18 protein-coding genes are annotated in these 22,326 nt (G+C 75.1%); 9 read left to right on the forward strand and 9 right to left on the reverse strand.

All coding sequences use genetic code 11. From position 1 onward, the window contains the following. Positions 1-160 precede the first annotated feature (160 nt). Entirely contained in the window at positions 161-1,969 is a 1,809-nt protein-coding gene (locus ABD345_RS07005; protein ID WP_344550932.1) for an ABC transporter ATP-binding protein, read from the forward strand. Here the strand turns inward: ABD345_RS07005 and sigJ are convergent. Beyond that, on the reverse strand, positions 1,966-2,874 hold the full coding sequence (gene sigJ, locus ABD345_RS07010; RefSeq protein WP_344550934.1) for an RNA polymerase sigma factor SigJ: 909 nt from the start codon (positions 2,872-2,874) through the stop codon (positions 1,966-1,968). The two genes, ABD345_RS07005 and sigJ, sit on opposite strands and share 4 nt — an antisense overlap. 142 nt (positions 2,875-3,016) lie before the next feature. Here sigJ and ABD345_RS07015 point away from each other — a divergent pair, with 142 nt between their 5' ends. Further along, complete coding sequence (locus ABD345_RS07015) at positions 3,017-3,697, forward strand: LUD domain-containing protein (protein WP_344550936.1); 681 nt, start codon at positions 3,017-3,019, stop codon at positions 3,695-3,697. Positions 3,698-3,740: 43 nt separating this feature from the next. On the opposite strand, the gene ABD345_RS07020 is transcribed toward ABD345_RS07015, so the two are convergent. Together ABD345_RS07020 and ABD345_RS07025 are read right to left on the reverse strand one after the other, a co-directional pair. Continuing rightward, positions 3,741-4,412: a lysophospholipid acyltransferase family protein gene (locus ABD345_RS07020; RefSeq protein WP_344550938.1), complete on the reverse strand. Its 672-nt coding sequence runs from the start codon at positions 4,410-4,412 to the stop codon at positions 3,741-3,743. 232 nt (positions 4,413-4,644) lie between these two features. Further along, a complete protein-coding gene (locus tag ABD345_RS07025; protein ID WP_344550939.1) occupies positions 4,645-6,825 on the reverse strand; it encodes a bifunctional glycosyltransferase/CDP-glycerol:glycerophosphate glycerophosphotransferase in 2,181 nt (726 codons plus the stop codon). Between the two features lie 868 nt (positions 6,826-7,693). Here ABD345_RS07025 and ABD345_RS07030 point away from each other — a divergent pair. The 4 genes from ABD345_RS07030 to ABD345_RS07045 all read left to right on the forward strand — a co-directional run bounded on the left by ABD345_RS07030 (position 7,694) and on the right by ABD345_RS07045 (position 9,820). Beyond that, positions 7,694-7,969, forward strand: coding sequence for a hypothetical protein (locus ABD345_RS07030; RefSeq protein WP_344550940.1), 276 nt, complete (start codon positions 7,694-7,696; stop codon positions 7,967-7,969). A gap of 239 nt (positions 7,970-8,208) precedes the next feature. Further along, positions 8,209-8,631 (forward strand): secondary thiamine-phosphate synthase enzyme YjbQ, encoded by a 423-nt coding sequence (locus ABD345_RS07035; RefSeq protein WP_344550941.1) that lies wholly within the window; start codon positions 8,209-8,211, stop codon positions 8,629-8,631. A 134-nt stretch (positions 8,632-8,765) separates the two neighbouring features. Continuing rightward, positions 8,766-9,008 carry a hypothetical protein gene (locus tag ABD345_RS07040; protein ID WP_344550942.1) on the forward strand — a complete coding sequence of 81 codons (243 nt, stop codon included), beginning with the start codon at positions 8,766-8,768 and terminating at the stop codon, positions 9,006-9,008. A gap of 5 nt (positions 9,009-9,013) precedes the next feature. After that, a complete protein-coding gene (locus ABD345_RS07045; RefSeq protein WP_344550943.1) occupies positions 9,014-9,820 on the forward strand; it encodes an alpha/beta fold hydrolase in 807 nt (268 codons plus the stop codon). 28 nt (positions 9,821-9,848) lie between these two features. On the opposite strand, the gene ABD345_RS07050 is transcribed toward ABD345_RS07045, so the two are convergent. Genes ABD345_RS07050 through ABD345_RS07065 form a run of 4 tightly spaced genes read right to left on the reverse strand, consistent with a single transcriptional unit; the run spans position 9,849 to position 14,816 of the window. Further along, a complete protein-coding gene (locus ABD345_RS07050; protein WP_344550944.1) occupies positions 9,849-10,154 on the reverse strand; it encodes an XRE family transcriptional regulator in 306 nt (101 codons plus the stop codon). Positions 10,155-10,156: 2 nt separating this feature from the next. Next, positions 10,157-10,543 (reverse strand): type II toxin-antitoxin system RelE/ParE family toxin, encoded by a 387-nt coding sequence (locus ABD345_RS07055; protein WP_380275346.1) that lies wholly within the window; start codon positions 10,541-10,543, stop codon positions 10,157-10,159. Positions 10,544-10,579: 36 nt separating this feature from the next. Continuing rightward, on the reverse strand, positions 10,580-13,609 hold the full coding sequence (locus ABD345_RS07060) for an AAA family ATPase (protein WP_344550946.1): 3,030 nt from the start codon (positions 13,607-13,609) through the stop codon (positions 10,580-10,582). A gap of 34 nt (positions 13,610-13,643) precedes the next feature. Then, positions 13,644-14,816 carry an exonuclease SbcCD subunit D gene (locus tag ABD345_RS07065; RefSeq protein ID WP_344550947.1) on the reverse strand — a complete coding sequence of 391 codons (1,173 nt, stop codon included), beginning with the start codon at positions 14,814-14,816 and terminating at the stop codon, positions 13,644-13,646. A gap of 204 nt (positions 14,817-15,020) precedes the next feature. On the opposite strand from ABD345_RS07065, the gene ABD345_RS07070 reads away from it, so the two are divergent. Both ABD345_RS07070 and ABD345_RS07075 read left to right on the forward strand, forming a co-directional pair. After that, on the forward strand, positions 15,021-15,614 hold the full coding sequence (locus ABD345_RS07070) for a hypothetical protein (RefSeq protein ID WP_344550948.1): 594 nt from the start codon (positions 15,021-15,023) through the stop codon (positions 15,612-15,614). Between the two features lie 256 nt (positions 15,615-15,870). Next, positions 15,871-16,668, forward strand: a complete 798-nt coding sequence (locus ABD345_RS07075; protein WP_344550949.1) for an SGNH/GDSL hydrolase family protein — start codon at positions 15,871-15,873, stop codon at positions 16,666-16,668. A 123-nt stretch (positions 16,669-16,791) separates the two neighbouring features. Here the strand turns inward: ABD345_RS07075 and ABD345_RS07080 are convergent, their stop codons facing one another. Both ABD345_RS07080 and ABD345_RS07085 read right to left on the reverse strand, forming a co-directional pair. Continuing rightward, positions 16,792-17,910 (reverse strand): polysaccharide deacetylase family protein, encoded by a 1,119-nt coding sequence (locus ABD345_RS07080; protein ID WP_344550950.1) that lies wholly within the window; start codon positions 17,908-17,910, stop codon positions 16,792-16,794. A gap of 151 nt (positions 17,911-18,061) precedes the next feature. Beyond that, a complete protein-coding gene (locus ABD345_RS07085; RefSeq protein WP_344550951.1) occupies positions 18,062-19,882 on the reverse strand; it encodes an AMP-dependent synthetase/ligase in 1,821 nt (606 codons plus the stop codon). 368 nt (positions 19,883-20,250) lie between these two features. On the opposite strand from ABD345_RS07085, the gene ABD345_RS07090 reads away from it, so the two are divergent. Beyond that, positions 20,251-22,326: sensor histidine kinase (locus tag ABD345_RS07090; RefSeq protein WP_344550952.1), on the forward strand; the 2,076-nt coding region annotated here is incomplete at its 3' end.

Raw genomic sequence — 22,326 nt, forward strand, 5'->3', positions numbered from 1 at the left:
GTGCCCGGTTGCCCGCGCAGTTCCCCGTGCCCCTGGTTGTGCTTCTGTCGGCGCGGCGGGCCCTTCGGCGGGAATGCCCAGAAGCTTAGGTTTGCTAATGGTGAGCAAGGCTCGTTAAACTCGGGCCGTCCCCGCGCCCACCGACCCCCAGGAGGTCCCCGTGCAGTTGAACCGGATCGACTGGACCCCGCCCGAGGGGCAGGGCAAGCAGCCCGCCCAGGTGCGGCGGATCCTGCGGCTGTTCCGGCCGTACGCGGGGCGGCTGGGGGTGGTGGGGCTGCTGGTCGCGGCGTCCGCCGTGGTCTCGGTGGTGACGCCGTTCCTGCTGCGCGCGGTGCTGGACACCGCGATACCGCAGGGGCGGACCGGGCTGCTCAGCCTGCTCGCGCTCGGCATGATCGCCGCCGCCGTGGTCACCAGCGTGCTGAACGTGCTGCAGACACTGATCTCCACCACCGTCGGCCAGCGCGTCATGCACGACCTGCGCACCTCCGTCTACCGGCACCTGCAGCGGATGTCGCTGGCCTTCTTCACCCGCACCCGCACCGGCGAGGTGCAGTCCAGGATCGCCAACGACATCGGCGGCATGCAGGCCACCGTCACCGGCACCGCCACCTCGCTGGTGTCCAACCTGACCGCGGTGGTGGCCAGCGTGGCCGCGATGGTCGCGCTCGACTGGCGGCTGACGATCGTCTCACTGCTGCTGCTCCCGCTGTTCGTCTGGATCAGCCGCCGGGTCGGCCGGGAGCGCAAGAAGATCACCGGCGAGCGGCAGCGCCAACTCGCCGAACTCTCCTCCGCCGTCCAGGAGTCGCTGTCGGTCAGCGGCATCCTGCTCGGCCGCACCATGGGCCGCTCCGGCTCGCTGACCCGTGAGTTCGCCGACCGCTCCGACGAACTGGCCGCCCTGGAGGTGCGCTCCAGCATGGCCGGGCGGTGGCGGATGTCCACCATCGGGATCGTGATGGCCGCGATGCCCGCCCTGATCTACTGGGCGGCCGGTCTGGCCTCCGCCGCCGGGGCGCCGATCGTCTCGCTGGGCACCCTGGTCGCCTTCGTCTCGCTCCAGCAGGGCCTGTTCCGGCCCACCGTGAGCCTGCTCTCCACCGGCGTGGAGGTGCAGACCTCGCTCGCCCTGTTCCAGCGCATCTTCGAGTACCTCGACCTGCCGGTGGAGATCGACGAACCGGCCCGCCCCGTCCAGCTGGCCGAGATCCGCGGCGACGTCCGGTTCGAGGACGTCGAGTTCCACTACCGCCCCGACCAGGACCGCCCCACCCTGACCGGCATCGACCTGACCGTCCCGGCCGGCGGCTCGCTCGCCGTGGTCGGCGAGACCGGCTCCGGCAAGTCCACGCTGTCCTACCTGGTGCCCCGGCTGTACGACGTCACCGGCGGCCGGGTCCTGATCGACGGGGTGGACGTGCGCGAGCTCTCCTTCGAGACGCTGGCCCGCGCCGTCGGCGTGGTCTCCCAGGAGACCTACCTGTTCCACGCCTCGGTCGCCGACAACCTGCGCTTCGCCAAGCCCGACGCCACCGACGCCGAACTGGTCGAGGCCGCCCGGGCCGCCCAGGTCCACGACATGATCGCCGCCCTCCCGGACGGCTACGACACCATGGTCGGCGAACGCGGCTACCGCTTCTCCGGCGGCGAGAAGCAGCGCCTGGCGATCGCCCGCACCGTGCTGCGCAACCCGCCCATCCTGGTCCTGGACGAGGCCACCAGCGCCCTGGACAACCAGACCGAGCACGCCGTCCAGCAGGCCCTGGACGCCCTCGCGGCGGGCCGCACCACCCTCACCATCGCGCACCGGCTCTCCACCGTCCGGGACGCCGACCAGATCGCCGTCCTCGACCGCGGCGAGATCGCCGAACTCGGCACCCACGAGGAACTGCTCGCCCGCGGCGGCCGCTACGCCGCACTGACCAACCGCGAGGCGCCCCCGGTGCCGGTGCCCGCCGCCTAGGCCGCGCACCCGCTGGTCCAGGGCCGCAGCTTCTCCGGGTTGCGCACCGCCCAGACGTGGGTGATCCGGCCCCCGGCGGTGCCGAACGCGAACACCCCGGCCACCGCGCCGTCCACCAGCGCGAGCAGGCCGTCCTGGCCGTTCACCGGGTGCTCGCGCAGCTCGATCCCGGGCCGGGCGCCCGCGAACGCGGCCACCGCCGACGCGATCCGGGCGCCGCCGGACAGCGGCTCCAGCAGGGCCGGGACCAGCCCGCCGCCGTCGGTCACCACCGTCGCGTCCGGGTCCAGCAGCTCCACCAGCGCACGGACGTCCCGCGCCTCCCAGGCCCGCTTGAAGTCCCGCACCAGCGCGGCCCGCTCGCCCGCGGGCGCGGCCGGCGGCCGGGCGCCGCGCACCCGGCGCCGCCCCGAGGCGGCCAGCTGGCGGCAGGCCGCCGCGGACCGGCCCACCACCACCGCCACCTCCGGGAACGGGTACCGGAACACGTCGTGCAGCACGAACGCCACCCGCTCCGCCGGGGTCATCGACTCCAGCACCACCAGGAACGCCATGTGCACCGACTCGTCCAGGGTGATCCGGTCCGCCGGGTCCCCGGTCGCCCCGTCGCCCGGCACCGGCTCCGGCAGCCAGGAGCCCACGTACCGCTCCCGCCGGACCCGGGCCGAACCCAGCAGGTCCAGGCAGATCCGCCCGGCCACCGTGGTCAGCCACCCGCCCGGCGCCGCCACCTCGGCCCGCCGCCGCTCCGGCAGCGCGTACCAGCGGGCGTAGGTCTCCTGCACCACGTCCTCGGCGTCGGCCAGCGACCCCAGCAGCCGGTACGCCAGGTTGGTCAGCCGCCGCCGCTCCGCCGCCACCACGCGCAGCGCCTCGTCCCGCCGCCCCGCCACGGTCTCCTCCACGTCCGCTCCTCCTCGGTGGGTCCGTCCTTCCCCTCCTGAGACCGGACAGCGCCCCGGAACGTGACATCCGGCCCGCACCTCACACTCCGGGCGGCCGTTTCGTCGTACCGGCAGGAGCACACCGACGGACGGAGAGCGCACGATGGACGACTTCCAGCCCACCGGACGGGCCCACGGGACCCGCCACCCGGACACCGCGCCGCCGGCCGGCGCCGCCCGCCCCGCGCACACCGCCCCCGCCACCGAGGACCGGCTCCAGCGGGCCGCCGCCGCCCTCGCCGGGCACGGCTTCGCGGTGGAGGTCCTGGACGGCGCCGCGGCCGCCCGCGAGCGCGTCCGCGCCCTCCTCCCGGACGGCGCGAGCGTGCTCACCACCGCCAGCGAGACGCTCCGGCTGACCGGCGTCGAGGCGGACGCCAACGCCCGCCCCGGCGCGCTCAAGCCCCGGCTGCTCGCCATGGACCGGGAACGCGGGGCCGACGAACTGCGCCGGCTGCTCGCCGCCCCCGACGTCGTCCTCGGCAGCGCCGCCGCCCTGCTGGAGACCGGCGCCCTGGTGATCGCCTCCGGCTCCGGCAGCCAACTGCCCGCCAACGGCGGCGGCGCGGGCCACGCGATCTGGCTGGTCGGCGCCCAGAAGCTGGTCCCCGACCTGCCCGCCGCGCTGCGCCGGATCCACGAGCACGCCCTGCCGCTGGAGAGCGCCCGCACCGAGGCCGCGTACGGGCAGCCGAGCGCCGTCAACCAGCTGCTGGTGCTGCACGCCCCGCCCCGCTTCACCCGCGGCACCGTCCTGCTGCTGCGCGAGGCCGTGGGCTACTGAGGCCGGGCGGTCCGGGCGGCGGGCGGACGCTCCCGACGGGGCGTCAGGCGGCCTTGGGCGACTCGTTGTACTGCTCGGCGGGCTCCTGGCCGGAGAGCGCCTGGATGGCGGCCATCACCTCGTCGGTGACCTGGCGGCGGGCCTTGGCCGAGCGGGCCTGGCCGTGCAGCTCGTCGAAGTGCAGCGGCTCGCCGAACTTGACGCTGATCTTCCGCAGCCGGGGGATCCGCTTGCCGACCGGCAGGATGTGCTGCGGGCCCTCCAGCGCCACCGGCACCACCGGGACGCCGGCGGTCAGCGCCAGCCAGGCCACGCCGGTCTTGCCGCGGTACAGCCGGCCGTCCAGCGAGCGGGTGCCCTCGGGGTAGATGCCGAAGGCCCGGCCGGAGTTCAGGATCTCCAGGCCCTCGTCCAGCGAGGCGGTGGCGGCCCGGACGCTGCCGCGCTCCACCGGGACGGCGTTGATCACGTGGGTGAAGAAGAACCGGGAGACCGCGCCCTTGAGGCCGGTGCCGGTGAAGTACTCGGCCTTGGCGAGGAAGAACACCTGGCGCGGCGCGGCCAGCGGGATGACCACGCTGTCCACGAACGACAGGTGGTTGCTCGCCAGGATCACCCCGCCCTTGCGCGGCACGTTCTCCAGGCCCTCGATCGTCGGCCGGTACAGGGCCTTCGCGAGCGGCTTGAGCACGAGCTTGGTGACGAGGTCGATCACGGTGTTGGCCCTCCCTGGCCGGATGAACGGGTCCGGCCGGGGAGCCTCCCCGGCCGGGGTCTCGCCGCGGGGCGAGGCGCGCGGCCCGGACCGGGCCGGACCACTGGGCAACGGACCGCAGACTACGACATGGACCCCGCGCTTCGTCCACATCCGCCGCCGCCGCGGGGCTGCGATCCTTGTCACGCCCACCCGGTGGACGGATCGCGTCTCAAGGGGTGGGACGGGGCGGTCAGGCGCGGACCGGGAAGATCCGGCGGACCACCCGCTCGGCGGCCCGGCCGTCGTCCCAGGGGCAGAACCGCTCCCGGAAGCGCTGCCGGGCCTCCGGCTCCGGGTCGCCCGCGAGCAGCGCCTCGGTGAGCGCGTCCTGCTCGGTGGTGACCGCGCCGGGCGGCTCCTCCATCAGGTCGAAGTAGACGCCGCGGACCTCCTGGTACTCCTCCCAGTCGGGGGCGTACACGGCGATCGGGCGGTCCAGCACCGCGTAGTCGAACATCATCGAGGAGTAGTCGGTGACCAGGGTGTCCGCGGCCAGGTAGAGGTCCTCGACCGAGGGGTGGTCGGAGACGTCCAGCAGGGTGGCCGCGCCCGGGGCGGCGGTCAGGTCGCCCGCGCCGCCCTCGTGGAAGTAGTGGGTGCGCACCAGCACCGTCCAGCCGGGGCCGAGCCGCCCGGCCAGCGCGGGCAGGTCCAGCAGCGGCAGGTAGCCGCCGCGCGACTCGCGGTGGGTCGGCGCGTACAGCACGGTGCGCTGCCCGTCGGCGATGCCCAGCGCCCGGCGGGCGTCCACGCACTGCTCGGGGGTGGCCAGCACCAGGCGGTCGTTGCGCGGGTAGCCGGTGTCCAGGACCTGGTAGGTGCCGGGGAAGGCCCGGGCGAAGTGCTTGCTGGTGTGCGGGTTCGGCGAGACCAGGTAGTCCCAGCGGCCGACCACCTCGCGCAGCCGCTCGAAGTCCATCCCGTCCGCGGCCAGCGGCCGGTCCACCAGGTCCATGCCCATCGCCTTCAGCGGCGTGCCGTGCTGGGTCTGCACGTGCACGGTGCCGGCGCGCTTGGTCATCGTGTGCGGGAAGTTCACGTTGTTGATGAAGTACTTGGCGGTGGCCATCGCCCGCAGGTACGCGGGGGTGTTGACGATCACGTACGGCACCCCGGCGGGCAGCGTGGCGGCCCGCTCGGCGTTCTCCACCACCCACACCCCGTGCACCTGCGGGGCCAGCTCCTTGGCCTTGGCGTAGATCGCCGCCGGGTTGCAGGCGTAGCCGCGGTGCCAGTACGCCGCGTACACCGCGAGGTTCTGGTCGATCGGCAGCCGCTTGAAGGCGTTGTACGCGGTGAACCGGGCCCCGCTGCGGACGGCCCGCTTCACCCCGGGCGCCACCGCCCTGGTGCCGCGCTTGACCGCGCCGGGCAGCCGGCCGCCGCGGCGCAGCTCGGCGTAGGCGCGCCGGGAGCCGCGGGCGGCCAGCCGGTACTGGACGCCGCGCACCCCGGACGGGTACTGGTAGCCGTCCGGGCGGTGCTTGGCGAAGTGGCCGGTGATCCGGGCGAAGAACTCGGGGCGCAGCCCGACCGGGACGAGCCCGGGGCTGTCGTAGACGGTGAGCGCCTGCTTGACGGTGCGGTCGAAGACCAGGGTGCGCAGGGCGTCCGCGCGCTCGCAGCGGTCCAGGAAGGCGAAGATCGCGTCGTACTGGGCGAAGGCGTCGGCGTGCTTGGCGGAGGCGGTGGCGGTGATCGCGCCGGGGCGGCCGCGCCGGTAGTTGTAGCAGGGCCGGTCCAGGTAGAGCAGCCGGTCGGCGGCCAGCAGCAGCGGGTAGGTGACCGAGATGTCCTCGTAGTGGCCGCGGCCGAAGTGCACGTCCAGGCCGAGCAGGTACTCGCGGCGCATCACCTTGTTCCACACCGCCAGCACGGCGTTGAACAGCGCCGGGTGCTCGGCGGCGGTGCAGCCGGACACCAGCGGGGAGCCGGCCAGCACCTTGCGCCACGGGTTCGGCTCCCGGCCGCCGTCCGGGTAGACGTGGACGAAGTCGGTGAGCAGCACGTCGGCGGGCAGCTCGCGGGCCGTCTCGGCGCGCAGCTCGGCCAGCACGGCGTCGATGCTGCCCTCGGGCAGCCAGTCGTCGCTGTCGACGAACCAGACGTAGGTGCCGGTGGCCTCGGCCAGCCCGGCGGTGCGGGCGCCGCCGAGCCCCTGGTTCTCGGCCAGGTGCAGCACCCGCATCCGGGGGTCGCCGGCGGCGTGCGCGTCCAGCAGGGCGCCGCAGTTGTCGGGGGAGCGGTCGTCCACCGCGATCAGCTCGACCTCGCCGGGTGCGGCCCCCTCCGACCGGAGCGAGTCCAGGCACTGCGGCAGGAAGCGTTCCACGCCGTGAACGGGCAGGACGATGCTGAGCAGGGGTGGCACGTGCGTTCACTCCGCGAAGGCATTGAGAGGGTGGCTGCCGGCCGGCCGCCCGGTACGGACACTCTACCGAGCCGGGCTGGGCACTCCCTGGGAGCGGACACGGGGAGGCGGCGGCGCCGGGCCGCGGCACCCCGGGCGCAGGTGGTCGGGGTGACCGGGGTGCCGCGGACGGCGGGGAAACGCGACCGCCGGTGCCGCGCCGTACCAGCGGCGGCACCGGCAGCCCGGTTTGGCGGTCCGACCGACCCTCAACGATCGACCGCCGGTCCGTCCACCACGTCGGAGTCGGGCCGCCGCAGCGTCGAGACGGCCGGACAGTGACTCACTGTGGTGTCGGAAGCGTAACGGGATGGTCGGGTGATTCGTTCATACTCGAAATCACCCGACCGGGGATGGGTGGGTGTTCCCCGCTATCCCGTGTCGTTGTAGATATTGCTTGGAGGTTTCGGCCACGTCAATCCCTCGTATGTGTTCAATTTCTGAACTCAAGGTGACGGGCGTGCGCCGGGGGCCTCCCGCCGGCCGTCCGGGGCCCGTCCGCCGCCGGCGCGAAGCCGGCCCCGCGGTCCTCGCCGACCCCGCCCGCCGACCCCGCCCGCCGGTTGCGCCCGCGCGCCCGGCGCACCCGGTGCCCGCCGGTGCGCCCCGGCAGCGCACCGGACCGCCGCAGAGCCCAACGGCCGTTCGGTGCTTGGATGGTGCACCATCAACCGATGCCTAGTCGTGACCGGGAGCACCGGCCCCTGGTGAAGCGTCAGTTCCGTTCGCACGGTACGGTGGCAGAACACCAGGACGGTTGTGTGAAGGCCGTCGTAGCCGGATAGTCTTCGCCTCACGGCCCTGGCGCCTCGTAGGGGTGGGAAACAAGATGGAACAGATGCAAGTGCGACCGCGGCCCCGGGTGCCCGCGATCCAGTGCGGTGTCGGCACGACCGGCCGCCGGATCGACCGGCACCTGGCCGTCCTCGGCGCGCCCGCGCTCCCGGCAGTGGACACGGCAGAAGCGCTCGGCCTGATAAGGGAACTGACGCCGCGCGGGCCCAGCGCCCCGATGCCGGCCGCCTCGCCGCGCCGCAGCGCCCGGGTCTCCCTGATGGCGCCGCTGCGCCGCCTCAAGCGGAGCCTGTTCGGCAGCCGGGGCTGACCCCGGGGCGGGTGCTCCCGCCCGGCCGGTCCGCCCCGCTGCCACGACCCGACGGACGGGGAGTCCGTCGGGCTTTCGGCGTCCCCGCGCACGGCCCCGCGTCCGGCTCCGCACTCGGCTCCGGGTGCCGCCCCGGGCCCCGGCGGACCCTGGCGCGCCCTGGCGAGCACCCTGGCGCTCGGGTGGCGTTCGGCCGCGGCCCCTACGAGGCGCGGCCCAAGATCGGCCAGGATGGCCCCATGTCCGACACCTTCCACACCCAGACGCTCGACGTCGCCACCGGCCGCGACGAGGTCGCCCTCGACGTCACCGACCGCTGCCACGCCTTCCTGAGAGAGGTCGCGGACGGCCGCGACGGACTGCTCAACGTCTTCGTCCCGCACGCCACCGCGGGCATCGCGGTGATCGAGACCGGCGCCGGCAGCGACGACGACCTGCTCGCCACCCTGCGCGAACTGCTGCCCGCCGACGACCGCTGGCACCACCGCCACGGCAGTCCCGGCCACGGCCGCGACCACGTCCTGCCGGGCCTGGTCGCCCCGCACGCCACCCTGCCGGTGATCGGCGGCCGGATCGCCCTGGGCACCTGGCAGTCCGTCGTCCTGATCGACACCAACGGCGACAACCCGCAGCGCAAGCTCCGGCTCTCCTTCCTCGGCTGACCGGTCGGCGTCCGACCGGCGTCCGGCCGGTTGTCCGACCCCCGGGATCCCCGACCACCCACCGCGGTGCCCGCGGCGGTGTGGTGGGCACCGCCGCGGGCACCGCGGTGGCGGACGGGCGTACCCTGTCCGGCATGGGAGAGCAGCAGCCGGAGACCGCGCCGGAGACCGAGGGCGCGCCCGCCGCCGAGCAGGTCTGCGAGGTGTCCGCCGACCCCGGGCAGTCGCTGCGCGGGCTGCGGCCCGGCGGGCCGGGGGAGCGGGCCGCGTGCGTCCTGTGCGGCGAGCCGACCGAGTACTCGGCCGACGCGCCCGGCAGCCCGCTGTGCCCCGTCTGCACCTGGCAGCAGGCCCAGCGCGCCGCCTGCTCCGGCTGACCGCGGTGCCCGGACCGGTCCCCGACGGGCGCCTGGAGCGGCCGCACGCCACCCTCGCCTACAGCGCCACCGGCGGCCGCGGCCCGCTCGCCGTGCACGCCCACGGGGCGCTCTCCAGCCGGGCGCACGAGCGGCGGGCCGGACTGTTCGACTGGACGGCGCTGACCGCGACCCACCGGCTGGCCCGGTACGACGCGCGCGGGCACGGCGAGTCCACCGGCCGGGCCGTCCCCGCCGACTACCACTACCCGGCGCTGGCCGCCGACCTGCTGGCGCTCTGCGACCACCTCTCGCCCGGCGCGCCCGTCACCGGACTCGGCGCGTCCATGGGCACCGCCACCGTGCTGTGGGCCGCGCTGGAGCGCCCCGAGCGCTTCGACCGCCTGGTGCTGGCCGTCCCCGCCGTCGCCTGGGCCGCCCGGGAAGCCCGCCGCAACGGGCTGCGGGCCGCCGCGACCCTGGTCGAACGGCGCGGCCGCGGCGCGCTGGACGCCGCGGCCCGGATGTCCGGACCGCCCGCCGTCCTCGCCGGCGCCCCGCAGTACACCACCGAGTTCGATCTGCCCGAACCGCTGCTGCCGGCCGCGCTGCGGGCCGCCGCCGCATCCGACCTGCCCGACCCCGAGGCGCTGCGCGACCTCCCGCACCCCGTCCTGCTGCTCGCCTGGGACACCGACCCCCTGCACCCCCTGGCCACCGCCCGCACCCTGGCCGCCCACCTCCCGAACGCCCGCCTGCACGTCTCGCACACCCTTGCGCAGGTGCGGAGTTGGGGCCGCCTGGCGGCCGCGTTCGTGGCGGAGGGGGAGTAGCGCGACGGCCGCGCCGGCCGAGTGCGGGCTACTGGATGCGCAGGCTGCGGTCGCCGAAGTCCGCGACCAGGTGGAGCCGACCACCGAGGGCCTCGACGTACTCGCGGAGCGTGCTGAGGGAGGTGCTGTCGAGGTCGCCGCGCTCCAGCCGGGACACATTGGGCTGGGTGACGCCGATCCGCTCCGCCACCTCGGTCTGGGTCAGGTCCTGCTCCCGGCGGATCTCGGCGAGCCGGTAGGCGCGCACCTCGGCGTCGAGCCTGGCGCGGTGCGCCGCGACCCGGCCCTCGTCGGTGACGACTTCGGCCCGGACGTCCTTCCAAGATCTGGCCACGGCTACTCGCCCTCCTTGAGCGCGTCGAGGTGCCGGTCGAACCGGGCATCCGCGATCGGGATGTTCACGTCGTACCACAGGTTCCACTGTCCGGACTTGTCGCCTGCGACGAGGAGGATGGCTTCCCGTTCGGGGTCGAACGCGAACAGGATGCGGATCTCGCTCTCGCCGCTGACCCGGGGTCGCAGTTCCTTCATGTGGTGATGTCTGGACCGCTTGATCCGGTCGACCAGCGGCCGCCCGAGGGTCGGTCCCTCCTCCACGAGCTTGTCGACGGCGGCGGCGACCTGGTCCGCCGTTTCCGGTTCGTTCTCGCTCAGCCTGAGGAACCAGGCAGCCACTGCCTCATGCAGTGAGACTTCCCATGCCACCACAGGAGCATGCGTCATGAGTTATATGCGCTGCAAGTTATTTCCGCAGGTCGGTCAGGTGTCCTCGCGGGTGGTGTGGTGGACGGTGGAGCCGGTGCGGTGCTTGCGGACCAGGAGTTGGGCGGGGACGCGGGTGCGCAGGTCGGGGACGTGGCTGACGATGCCGACGGCGCGGTCGCGTTCGCGCAGCGAGTCGAGGACGTCCATGACCTCTTCGAGGGCGTTCTCGTCGAGGGTGCCGAAGCCCTCGTCGATGAAGAGGGTGTCCAGGGGCATGCCGCCGGCCTCGTCGGTGACCACGTCGGCGAGGCCGAGGGCGAGGGCGAGGGAGGCGAAGAAGGACTCGCCGCCGGAGAGGGTGGCGGTGTCGCGCTCGCGGCCGGTCCAGGCATCGACCACGTGCAGGGAGAGGCCGGAGCGCTTGGTGCCGGAGACCAGGCCGTCGCTGTGGACCAGGGTGTAGCGGCCGCCGGACATCTTCAGCAGGCGCCGGGTCGCGGCGGCGGCGACCTGCTCCAGCCGGGCGGCCAGCACGTACGACTCCAGGCGCATCCGCAGGGCGTTCTCGGCGGGGGCGCCGGCCAGCAGGGCGGCCAGCCGGCTGATCCGGGCGTGGGCGTCCAGGACGGGGGCCAGTTCGGCGGCCAGCGCGGCCAGGTCGCGGCCGATCCGGGCCAGGTCGGCGACCCGGCGGCGGGCCCGGTCGTGCCCGGAGTGGGCGTCGGCGAGGTGCTCGTCGGCGCGGGCGGCGGCCGCGCGGGCCGGTTCGGCGGCGGCGGGCGGGAGTTCGGCGGCGGCCCGCAGGGCGGGGTCGGCGAGCTGGGCGTCGGCCAGTTCGAGGTCGGCGTCGAGCTGCTTGAACCTCCGCCGCAGCGCGTCCAGTTCGTACGGGGGCAGGGCGGCCGCGTCGAGTGCCGCCAGGTCGGCGAAGCCCGCGTCGCGGGCGGCGCGGAGCAGGGCCGTCGTGCTCTCGTCGAGGCGGGTGCGGGCGGTGGCGGTGGCCCGGGCGGCGTCCAGGACGGCGGTGGTGGCGGTGGACAGCGCGGTGACGGCGGCGGCGCGGGCGGCGACCGAGGGGGCGTCGCCCCGGGCGGCGGCCAACCGCCGGGCCAGGTCGGTGAGTTCGGCGTCCAGGGCGTTCAGCTGGCCGGAGAGCCGGGCGCTCTGCTCGGCGGCCTGGCGGAGCTGTTCGCGGTGCGCGCCGCCGTCCCGTTCCAGCCGTTCGAGCTGCTGGCCCAGCGGCAGCCAGCGTTCCGCCGCGTGCTGGAGGCTCTTCTGGCGGGCGGTCAGTTCGCGCAGGGCGGTGGTGAGTTCGGCGGTGCCGCGGCCTCCGGCGGCGGCCCCGGCGGCGGCGGCTTCGGCCTCCAGGGCGCTCAACTGCTTGGTCGCGTCGGCGAGTTCGGCTTCGGCGGCGTGCTGGGCGGCGCGGGCGCGGCGTTCGTCCTCGGCGGTGACCTGGTCGGCGGAGGGTTCGGCGGGGGCCGGGTGCCCGGGCGAGCCGCACACCCGGCACGGGGCGCCCGGGGTCAGGGCGGCGGCCAACTCGGCCGCCATGCCGGTGAGTCGGCGTTCCTGGAGGTCGAGGGTCCGCTGCCGGGCGTGCTGCGCGGCGTCGGTGCGCGCGCGGACGGCGTCCTGGGCGGCGGTGCGGTCGTCCCGCAGCCGCAGGTACCGCTCGGCGGCCGCCAACTGGCCCTGCAACTCCAGCTGCCGGTCGGTCAGTCGGGCCAGCTCGGTGCGGGCCTCCCGGGCGTTCTCGCGGTCCTGCTGGAGCTGCTTCAGCCGTTCGTCGAAGTCCTCCAGCCAGCGGCGGGAGTCCTCGGCGAGGAGCTCCGCCTCCTCGCGCTTGCGCCGCAGCCGGGTGCGGTCGGCGAGCAGCGCGCCGTGCCGCTCCTCGGCCGCGGCGGCGGCCTCCAGCCGGCCGGTCTCGGCGCGCAGCACCCCTTCGGCGGCGCGCAGTTCCCCGGGGCCGTCGAGCGGGGAGGTCCAGCGGGCGGCGGCCGCGCGGGCGGCCAGCGCGGCGCGGCGGGCGGCCTCCCGGCTGCCGGCGGCGGCCAGCGCGGCCAGCGCGGCCCGGTGCAGGCGGCGCAGCGGGGCGGGGCCCTCGGCCGCCATCGCCGCGTCCAGCCGGGCCCGTTCGGGGGCCGAGCGGGCGGCCAGGTCGGCGAGCCGGAGCCGTTCTTGCCGGGCCCGCTGGTGGCGGGACTGCCGTTCGGCCAGGGCGGCCTGCTCCTCCAGCCGGGCGCGGGCGGCGGCCCGCGCGCTCTCGGCGGCGGCCAGCCGCAGTGCGGCGGAGTCGGCCCGTTCGGCGGCGTCGACGCGCAGCAGCGCGGCCCAGGCCAGCGCCCCGGAGACCGGGGCGTCCTCGTCGGGGCGGTGCTCGGCGGCGCCCGCCGCGAGCGGCCCGGCGGCCTCCTCGGCGCGGGCCAGCAGGGCGTGCACCCGCTGCCGTCCGCTCTGCACCCGGGACTCGTGCTGCTTGCGCAACTCGGCCGTCCAGCGCTCCAGTTGGTCGAACCGGCCGGTGTCGAAGAGCCGGCCGAGCAGTTCGGCGCGCTGCTTGGAGTCGGCCCGCAGGAAGCGGGCGAAGTCGCCCTGCGGGAGCAGCACGACCTGGCAGAACTGTTCGCGGTTCATGCCCAGCAGCCGGGTCAGCTCCTCGCCGGCCTCCTGGTGCGACCTGCTGACCGGCACCCAGCCGGGTCCGCCCTGGCCGGCGTCGGCGGCCCACTCGCGCAGCAGGGTCTGCGCCTTCTCCGGGGTCAGGCCGGTGCCGCGCTTCTTGGGCCGCCACTGCTCGGGGCTGCGGGTGACCTCCAGCCGCCGCCCGCCGAGGGTCAGCTCCAGCACCACCTCGGTGCGCACGCCCGGTTCGGCGTGGTCGCTGCGCACCCCGTTGCTGCGGCGGGTGCCGGGCAGTTCGCCGTAGAGCGCGTAGCAGACCGCGTCCAGCACGCTGCTCTTGCCGGCGCCGGTGGCCCCGCGCAGCAGGAACAGGCCGGCGGCGGAGAGCCGGTCGAAGTCGATCAGCTCGGTGCCCGCGAACGGCCCGAAGGCGGTGAGGGCGAGCCGGTGCAGCCTCATCGGGTGTGCTCCCACGTGTGGTGGTGACGGGCGGTCACCGGGCGTTCTCCTCGGCCCGGCCGGCCGCGCTGCGGCGCACCGACTCCAGGCCCTCCAGCAGCCAGGTCCGTTCGTCGCCGTCGAGCTCCCGGCCGGGTCGGACGTGGGCGACGAAGCCCTCGACCACCTCCTGGTCGGTGCGCCCGCGCACCCGCTGGGCGTAGGAGGCGCCGTCGGCCCGCTCGCCGCCCTCCGGGTCGAAGAGCAGCTGCAGGGTGTGCGGGAAGCGCTCGCGCAGCCGCTCCATCGCGTCGGCCGGGCGGAGGGGGTCGGTCAGGGTGGCCTGCACCCAGCGGTCGACGGCGTACTCGTACTTCCCGTCGGTCAGCAGCTCGTCCAGCCGCCCCTTCAGCTGGGCCAGCCGGCGCGGCACCGGGCAGTGCACCCGGCGGGCCTCGACGGCGCCCGCCGCGTCCAGGTCGACCAGCCACATCGACTTCTCGTGCGTCGTCTCGGAGAAGGAGTAGGCCAGCGGGGAGCCGGAGTAGCGCAGGTGCGGGGCGAGGGTCTGGCAGCCGTGCAGGTGGCCGAGCGCCGCGTAGTGCACGCCGTCGAACACCGAGGCGGGCACCGACTGGACGCCGCCGACCGCGATGTCCCGCTCGCTGTCGCTGGCGGCGCCGCCGGTCACGAAGGCGTGCGCCAGCACCACCGCGCGGGTGCCCGCGGGGCGGGCGGCCAGGTCGGCGCGGACGCCGTCCATCGCGGCGGCGAGCACCTGCTCGTGGCCGCCCCGCTCCAGGCCGAGCCGCTCGCGGACCAGCGCCGGCTCCAGGTAGGGCAGGCCGTAGACGGCCACCGGGCCGTGCTCGTCGGCCAGCAGGACGGGCTCGGCCAGCGCGTCCGGGTCGGTGCGCAGGTGGATGCCGGCCCGGTCGATCAGCCGGGCGGCGGTGCCCAGCCGGCGGGCGGAGTCGTGGTTGCCGGAGATGAACACGGCGGGCACGCCCAGCTCGGCCAGCCGCCACAGTGCCTCGTCGAACAGCGCGACCGCCTCCAGGCCGGGCAGCGCCCGGTCGTAGACGTCCCCCGCGACCAGCACCGCGTCGACCCGCTCGGCGGTGACGGTCGCCACCAGGTGGTCCAGGAAGGCCCGCTGGGCGCCGTGCAGGTTCTCCCGGTGGAACGAGCGCCCCAGGTGCCAGTCCGAGGTGTGCAGCAGCCTCACTCCGTCGCTCCCCGCCGCATCCTCGCCACTCCTCGTCCGTCCGGTGCTCCGGTACGAGTATCACAGGTGCCGGACAGCGCCCCGAGCCGTCGCCTTAGCAGACCCGGTGACCCGGGTGGCGGTCGGGGCTGTTCATCGGTCGGGTGTTCGGGGAAGATCATCAGGTGGTACGGCGGGCGGGTCCGCGGAGCGGAAGGGAGCGGGATGGGCATCGAGTACAGCCCGGAGATCTCCGACCTGCTCGGGCGGGTGCGCCGCCGGCCGAACGCGGGCTGGCCGTGGCGGCCGGGGGAGCAGGTGCCGGCCGGGCTGACGGTCAAGCAGTCCTGGGGGTGGCTGTTCGCGCCGGACGGGCGGGTGCTGACGCTGGTGAACCCGAAGGACGGGGTGGTCAGCCTGCCCGGCGGCTCGCTGGAGCCGGAGGACGCGGGGGACCCGGGCAGTGCGCTGGCCCGGGAGGCCGGCGAGGAGGCGCAGGCGGTGATCGGGGGCCCGGTCTACCTCGGGTACCTGTACGACCGGGTCGGCTCGGCCAACGGCGGGCACGAGTGCGCCCGGGTGCGGATGGCCGCGGTGCTGCGCGGGGTGGGCCCGTCGGTGCCGGACCCGGCCTCCGGGCGGCACTACCGGCGGCTGCTGGTGGCGCCCGGCCTGGCGGTCGAGCTGCTCGGCTGGGGGCCGCCCGGACTGCGGCAGGCCCGGGCGGCGGTCGCGGCGGCGGCCGGGCTGTGGGGCGTCCCGGCGCGGGCGGACGAGACGATCGAGGAACTGCCGCTCGCGGGCTGCCGGCTGTGCTGAGCGCGCCGGGCGCCGGGCGCTGATCGCACCGGGCGCCGGGCGCTGACCGCACCGGGCGCGCGCCCCTCGGCGCCGGGGTGGTGCGGCCGTCACTCCGGGGAATCGTCGCAGCCCAGGTCAGGGATGGGTCTGCGCGCGTAGCGAACGTTGGGGTCCCGTTCGGTGAGAGTTCGTCAACTTCTTTGGCATGACCGCTTCCCCGCGAGGCTACTGACTGGTATCCAATGTGTGGCCTGCGTCACTCATGGAGGATCAGATGTCCCGCTTCCGTGCTGTCTCCGTCGCGCTCACCGCGGCGGCCCTGTCCGTCACCACCCTCGTCGCCGCCACCCAGGCGAACGCCGCCGGCGTCAACTACGTCGCGCTCGGCGACTCCTACTCGGCCGGCGTCGGCTCCGGCAGCTACACCAGCGACAGCGGCAGTTGCAGCCGCAGCACCAAGGCGTACCCGTACCTCTGGAAGACCGCCCACGCGCCCACCTCGTTCTCCTTCGTGGCCTGTTCGGGCGCGAAGACCGGGGACGTGGCCGCCAACCAGCTGAGCGCGCTGAGCTCCTCGACCACGCTGGTGTCGATCACCGTCGGCGGCAACGACGCGGGCTTCGCCTCCACCATGCAGACCTGCGTGCTGAACAGCGAGAGCTCCTGCCTGAGCGCGGTGAACACGGCCAAGAGCTACGCCAACAACACCCTGCCGGGCCAGCTCAGCGGCCTGTACGGGCAGATCAAGGCGAAGGCGCCCAACGCGCACGTGGTGGTGCTCGGCTACCCGCACCTCTACCAGGTGCCGGGCAGCTGCATCCTCGGCATCTCGGACACCAAGCGGACCGCGATCAACAGCGCCGCCGACACCCTGGACACGGTGATCGCCAAGCAGGCGGCGAACGCCGGGTTCACCTTCAAGGACGTCCGCACGGCCTTCTCCGGCCACGAGATCTGCGGCTCCTCCAGCCAGTGGCTCAACAGCACCACGCTGCCGATCAGCGACAGCTACCACCCCAACTCCTCCGGCCAGGCCGGCGGTTACCTGCCGCTGTTCAGCGCCGCGGCCTGACCCGGGGGAGCGGCACCGGCGTCCGTGGGGGACGGGGAGGGCGGCGGGCGGGCTCGTGCGAGGAGCCCGGCCGCCGGTGTTCCGGGGGACCGGCGCGGACGGCCGGTCGGTGCGGACGGTCGGTCAGTGCAGGTAGTCGGTCAGCGCCGCGGGCTGCAGACCGGCCTGCGCGGCCGCGTCCAGGGCGCGCTGCAGGTCGCTCGCCAGGGTGTCGGTGAAGTGCAGGATGACGATGTCGCCGGCCTGCAGGACGCCGCCGGGGTGCGAGGTGCTGGAGGCGCCCCAGCCGAAGTCGGCGTTCGCGGTGACCAGGTGCGTCATGCCGCAGTTCGCGGCGGCCTGCTGGAGGTCGGCGTTCGCCGCGAAGTACGGCGGGCGCAGCAGCGTCGGGACGGTGCCGTAGTGCGCGGTGACGGCGTCCCGGGCGTCGCAGACCTCGGCCTGCTGCTCGGCGGGCGACAGCGTGGTCAGGTCCCGGTGCGAGACGCTGTGGTCCTCGATCGCGGAGCCGGGCACCGCGGTGGCCCGGGAGAAGTAGTCCGGTTCGAAGCCCTCCGGCATCGGCAGCGGGAACGCGGTGACCGGGACCTTCCGGTCGGCGATCAGCCGCACCGCCGCCGGGTCGCGGGTCCAGCCGTCGTCGACGGTGATGAAGACGACCGGGTCGGAGGTCGGCACGCCGCTGGTCAGCGGCGCGGGCGCCGGGCGGTCGCCGGTCACCGAGACGTCGTCCACCGAGACCGGGCCCTGGCCGTACCAGCCGTGCACGTACAGCTGCACCGAGGTGGTGGCCGGGCCGGTGGTGAAGGAGGTGCTCAGCCGCTGCCAGCCGTCGCCGGTGGACGCCGTCCAGGCCGGGGGGACGTCGTGGCCGGTGCCGCTCGCGCCCAGGAAGGCGTACGAGCCGCGCACCCAGGCGCTGTAGGCGTAGGTGGTGTTCGGGCGCACCGCGAGGGTCTGGGCGCACTGGCCGGTGGAGTCGTCCGAGGCGGGGGTGAGGGTCAGGGCGGAGCCGCCGGTGCGGGCGGCGGCGGTGACCGCGTCCTCGCCGGCCGCGCAGTGCCAGCCGGGGATCGAGCCCCAGTCGGCCAGCGGCAGGGTGGGGATCTCGAAGCCGGGGTTGGTGGCCAGGTTCGGCGCGGGGGCCGGCGCGTCCGCGTGCGCGGTCGGCACGGTGGCGAGGGAGGCCAGCGCGGCGGTGGCGGCGAGGGCCGCGAGACGGCGGCGGGCGGAACCGATCACGGGTCAACTCCATGGTGGGGGACGGGCGGAGGAGTGACTCCCGGAGGGGGCGGGGGTCGGTGGGGGCCCTGCCGCACCAGGCCGGTGCACACAATGGACTGGACCAATCCCGGCGGTCAAGCGGAACGGCCCAACCGGTGGCCGAGATCGGTCAACCGGCGTAGAGCTCCTCGATGTCCTGCGCGTAGCGCTCCGCCACCGCCGCCCGGCGGATCTTCAACGAGGGCGTCAGCAGCCCCTCCTCCAGCGAGAACTCGCGCGGCAGCAGCCGGAACGCCCGGATCGACTCCGCCCGGGACACCGTGGTGTTCGCCGCCCCCACCGCCCGCTGCACCTCCTGGTGCAGCTCCGGATCGGTCAGCGCCTCCCACACGTCCAGCGGCGGCCGCCCGCGGGCCCGCAGCCAGTGCGCCAGCGCCGCCCCGTCCAGCGTGATCAGCGCCGCCAGGTACGGCCGGTCGTCGCCCACCACCAGGCACTGGGCGATCAGCGGGTGCGCCCGGACCCGCTCCTCCAGCACCGCCGGGGCCAGGTTCTTGCCGCTGGAGGTGACGATCACCTCCTTCTTGCGGCCGGTCAGCGTCAGGTAGCCGTCCTCGTCCAGCTCGCCCAGGTCCCCGGTGGCCAGCCAGCCCCGGCAGAGCGCCTCGTCCGAGCAGCGCGGGTGGTTCAGGTACCCGGCGAACACCCCCGCCCCCTTCACCCACACCTCGCCGTCCTCCGCGATCGCCACCGTCGAACCCGGCACCGGACGGCCCACCGTGCCGAACTTCGGCCGCCGCGGCGGGTTCCCGGTGATCGCGGCCGAGGACTCGGTCAGCCCGTAGCCCTCGTACACCGTCATGCCCGCGCCCGCGAAGAACAGCGCCAGCTCCCGCCCCAGCATCGACCCGCCCGACATCACCGCCCGCACCCGGCCGCCCAGCACCGCCCGGATCCGCTGGTACACCATCCGCTCGTACGCGGCGTGCCGCAGCCGCAGCGCCGGGGAGGGGCCGGGGCCCTTGCGGTGCGCCCGGCGCTCGCAGGCCGCCGCCCACTCCACCGCGACCCGCTCCGCCTGCTCGAACAGCTCCAGCCGCCCGGCCTCCTCGGCGGCCTCCCGGGCCCGGCGGTGGATCTTCTCGAAGACGTACGGCACCGCCTGCAGGAAGGTCGGCCCGAACGCGGCCAGCACCGGCAGCAGGCTGTCCGCCGACACCTTCGCGTGGTGGCCGATCCGGATCCCGCCGCGCACCGCCGCGACCTGGGTGAGCCGCCCGTACACGTGCGCCAGCGGCAGGAACAGCAGGGTGGACGGCTGCCCGCCGCCGGTGTCGGCGAACACCTCCGCCCAGCCGTGCAGCACCGCGTCCGCCGCCGAGGCGAAGTTGCCGTGGGTCAGCAGGCAGCCCTTGGGGCGGCCGGTGGCGCCCGAGGTGTAGATGACGCTCGCCAGCGAGTCCGGCGTCACCCCGAGCCGCTGACGGTGCACCAGCGCGTCCGGCACGCCCGCGCCGTCCGCGGCCAGCTGCGCCACGCAGCCCCGGTCCAGCTGCCAGATGCCGGTCAGCTCCGGCAGCGCGTCGCACACCGCGCCCACCGTCATCGCCTGGTCCTCGTCCTCCACCACGCAGGCCACCGCCGCGGTCTCGGCCAGGATCCAGCGCACCTGGTCCGGCGAGGCCGTCGGGTACACCGGCACGGTGATCGCCCCGACCGACCAGAGCGCGTAGTCGAACAGCGTCCACTCCCAGCGGGTCGCCGACATCACCGCGACCCGGTCGCCGTAGCGCACCCCGCGGGTCAGCAGGCCCCTGGCCAGGGCCAGCACCTCGTCGCGGAACCGGGCCGCGGTCACCGGCTCCCAACCGCCGTCCACCGCCCGGGACAGCTGCACCAGCCGCGGATCCCGCTCCGCCCGGTCGAACACCGAGTCGGCCAGCCCGCCGGTCGGCGCCGTGCCCGGCGCGGGGCTGCTGAACTCTCGCACGGTCCCCCCGATCCCCGCGGCCCCCGCCCCGGTCCGGGGGGCCGTTCCCGCCCCCGGCCCGCACGGTCGGAGCGGTACCGGCGAAGCTACCGGATCGGCGCGGCGCTGCCCAGAGTCACCGTCCGACGACACCCCGCACCGACCGAAGGGCCGCAGGTCGGGGCCATGACAGAACCCGGCCGGGAAATTAAAGGACGATCCGGACAACAGCCGATCACGATGCACTTTCACCCTACGAACGGGTGGTCAGGAAGTAGTAGGCTCGCGGCTCTCGACCCCCGCCCGTGCCCACCCCTGCCCCCGCGCACCCACCTGCGCCCGCCCACCGCGTCCCGGGCCGTTCCGCCCGAGGACCACTAAGGACCCGTATGCGCCTGCGCCGCAGCTCGATCCGCGCGAGGATCGTCGCGCTGCTCCTGGTGCCCATCGCGGCGCTCAGCGGCCTGTGGGTCTACGCCACCCTCGTCACCACCGGCGACGTGTGGGAACAGCTCGACCTCGGCTCCACCTACACCGCCTTCGGCGACCCCGCCGACCAGTACGCCCACGACCTCCAGCAGGAGCGCGCCGCCGCCGTCCTGCGGCTGGCCGCCCCCGGCGACGCCGACTACGCAGCCGCCTACGCCCGCGCCCGCGAGGTCACCGACCGCGACCTGCAGCTGCTCCGCTACCAGGGCGCCAGCCACGACGCCGGCAAGCTCGACGCCGACCAGCGCGCCCGCTACCAGGAACTGCTGAACGTCGCCGACCAACTCGGCGCCATCCGCAGCCAGATCGGCCAGCAGAAGCAGAGCTGGGACGGCGCGCTCAAGGACTACAGCGACCTGATCACCCCGGTGTTCGCGTTCCGCTCCTCCTTCATCGCCAAGCAGACCGGCTCGCTGCCCCGGCAGGGCACCATCCTGGTCGAGCTCTCCCGGGCCGGCGAGTACCTCGCCCAGGAGACCTCCGCGATGCGCGCGCTGCGGGCCGGCACCGAGGCCGGCGCCAAGGACCCCCGCAAGCAGCAGGTCGCCCTGGACGCCATGAACGCCCAGCAGGCCCTGTTCCGGATCTACATCGGCGAACTCGGCAGCGACGACCGGGTGGCCTACAACGCGCTGCGGATGGGCCAGGACTGGAGCTGGCTCACCGCCGCCGAGAACGGCTTCGACAAGGCCGCCGACCGGGCCGTGGAAGTGCGCGGCGGCCCGGTCGACTCCTGGGGCGAGACCGCCGACAAGGTCCTCACCGCCATCGACGACCTCAACTCCGAGCTGGCCGCCGACCTCGGCGACCAGGCCCGCGACAACGCGATCGGCGCGCTGGTCCGCGGCGGCACCGCCGGCCTGATCGGCCTCACCGCCGTCGTGCTCTCCATCGTCATCTCCTACCGCACCGGCCGCCGCCTGGTGCGCGAACTCGTCGGCCTGCGCAACGCCGCCGCCGACCTGTCCGCCACCCGGCTGCCCTCGGTGATGCTCCGGCTGCGCCGCGGCGAAGCCGTCGACGTGGTCGCCGAAGTGCCCCAACTCGACCTCGGCACCGGCGAGATCGGCCAGGTTGGCCGGGCCTTCAACGAGGTCCAGCGGGTCGCCGTCGAGGCCGCCGTCGAACAGGCCGAACTGCGCCGCGGCGTCTCCGCCGTCTTCGTCAACCTGGCCCGCCGCAGCCAGGTCCTGCTGCACCGCCAGCTCACCCTGCTCGACACCATGGAGCGCCGCACCGAGGACCCGCGCGAGCTGGAGGACCTGTTCCGGCTCGACCACCTCACCACCCGCATGCGCCGGCACGCCGAGGGCCTGATCATCCTCTCCGGCGGCTCGCCCGGCCGCGCCTGGCGCAAGCCGGTCCGGATGGTCGACGTGGTGCGCGCCGCCGTCGGCGAGGTCGAGGACTACGCCCGGGTCCAGGTGCGCCCCTTCCCCGGCACCGGCCTGCTCGGCTCCGCCGTCGCCGACGTCACCCACCTGGTCGCCGAACTCGTCGAGAACGCCACCGTCTTCTCCCCGCCGCAGACCCACATCACCGTCCAGGGCGAGGTGGTCGCGCACGGCTTCTGCCTGGAGATCGACGACCGCGGCCTCGGCCTGAGCGAGCAGCACCTCGCCGAGATCAACCAGCGGCTCGCCGTGGAGCAGGAGTTCGACCTCGCCGACACCGACCGGCTCGGCCTGTTCGTGGTCTCCCGGCTCGCCCGCCGGCACGGCATCCGGGTGCACCTGCGGCCCAGCCCCTACGGCGGCACCTCCGCCGTGGTGCTGATCCCGCGCGAACTGCTCGCCGAAACCGTCGAGAGCGCCCCCGACGCGCCCCGCCAGGGCGCCGAGGACACCGGCACCCACCGGCGGCCGCCCGCCCCCACCGCCGCCACCGCCGTCCGGGCCCCGGGCGCCGTCCAGGCGCTGCCGGTCCGCGGCGAGGGCGCCCACGCCGCGCCCGCCCAGGCCGCGCTCGGCGGGCCC

Origin of the sequence: Kitasatospora saccharophila (assembly GCF_039529925.1) — a bacterium.
Lineage (GTDB): Bacteria > Actinomycetota > Actinomycetes > Streptomycetales > Streptomycetaceae > Kitasatospora > Kitasatospora saccharophila.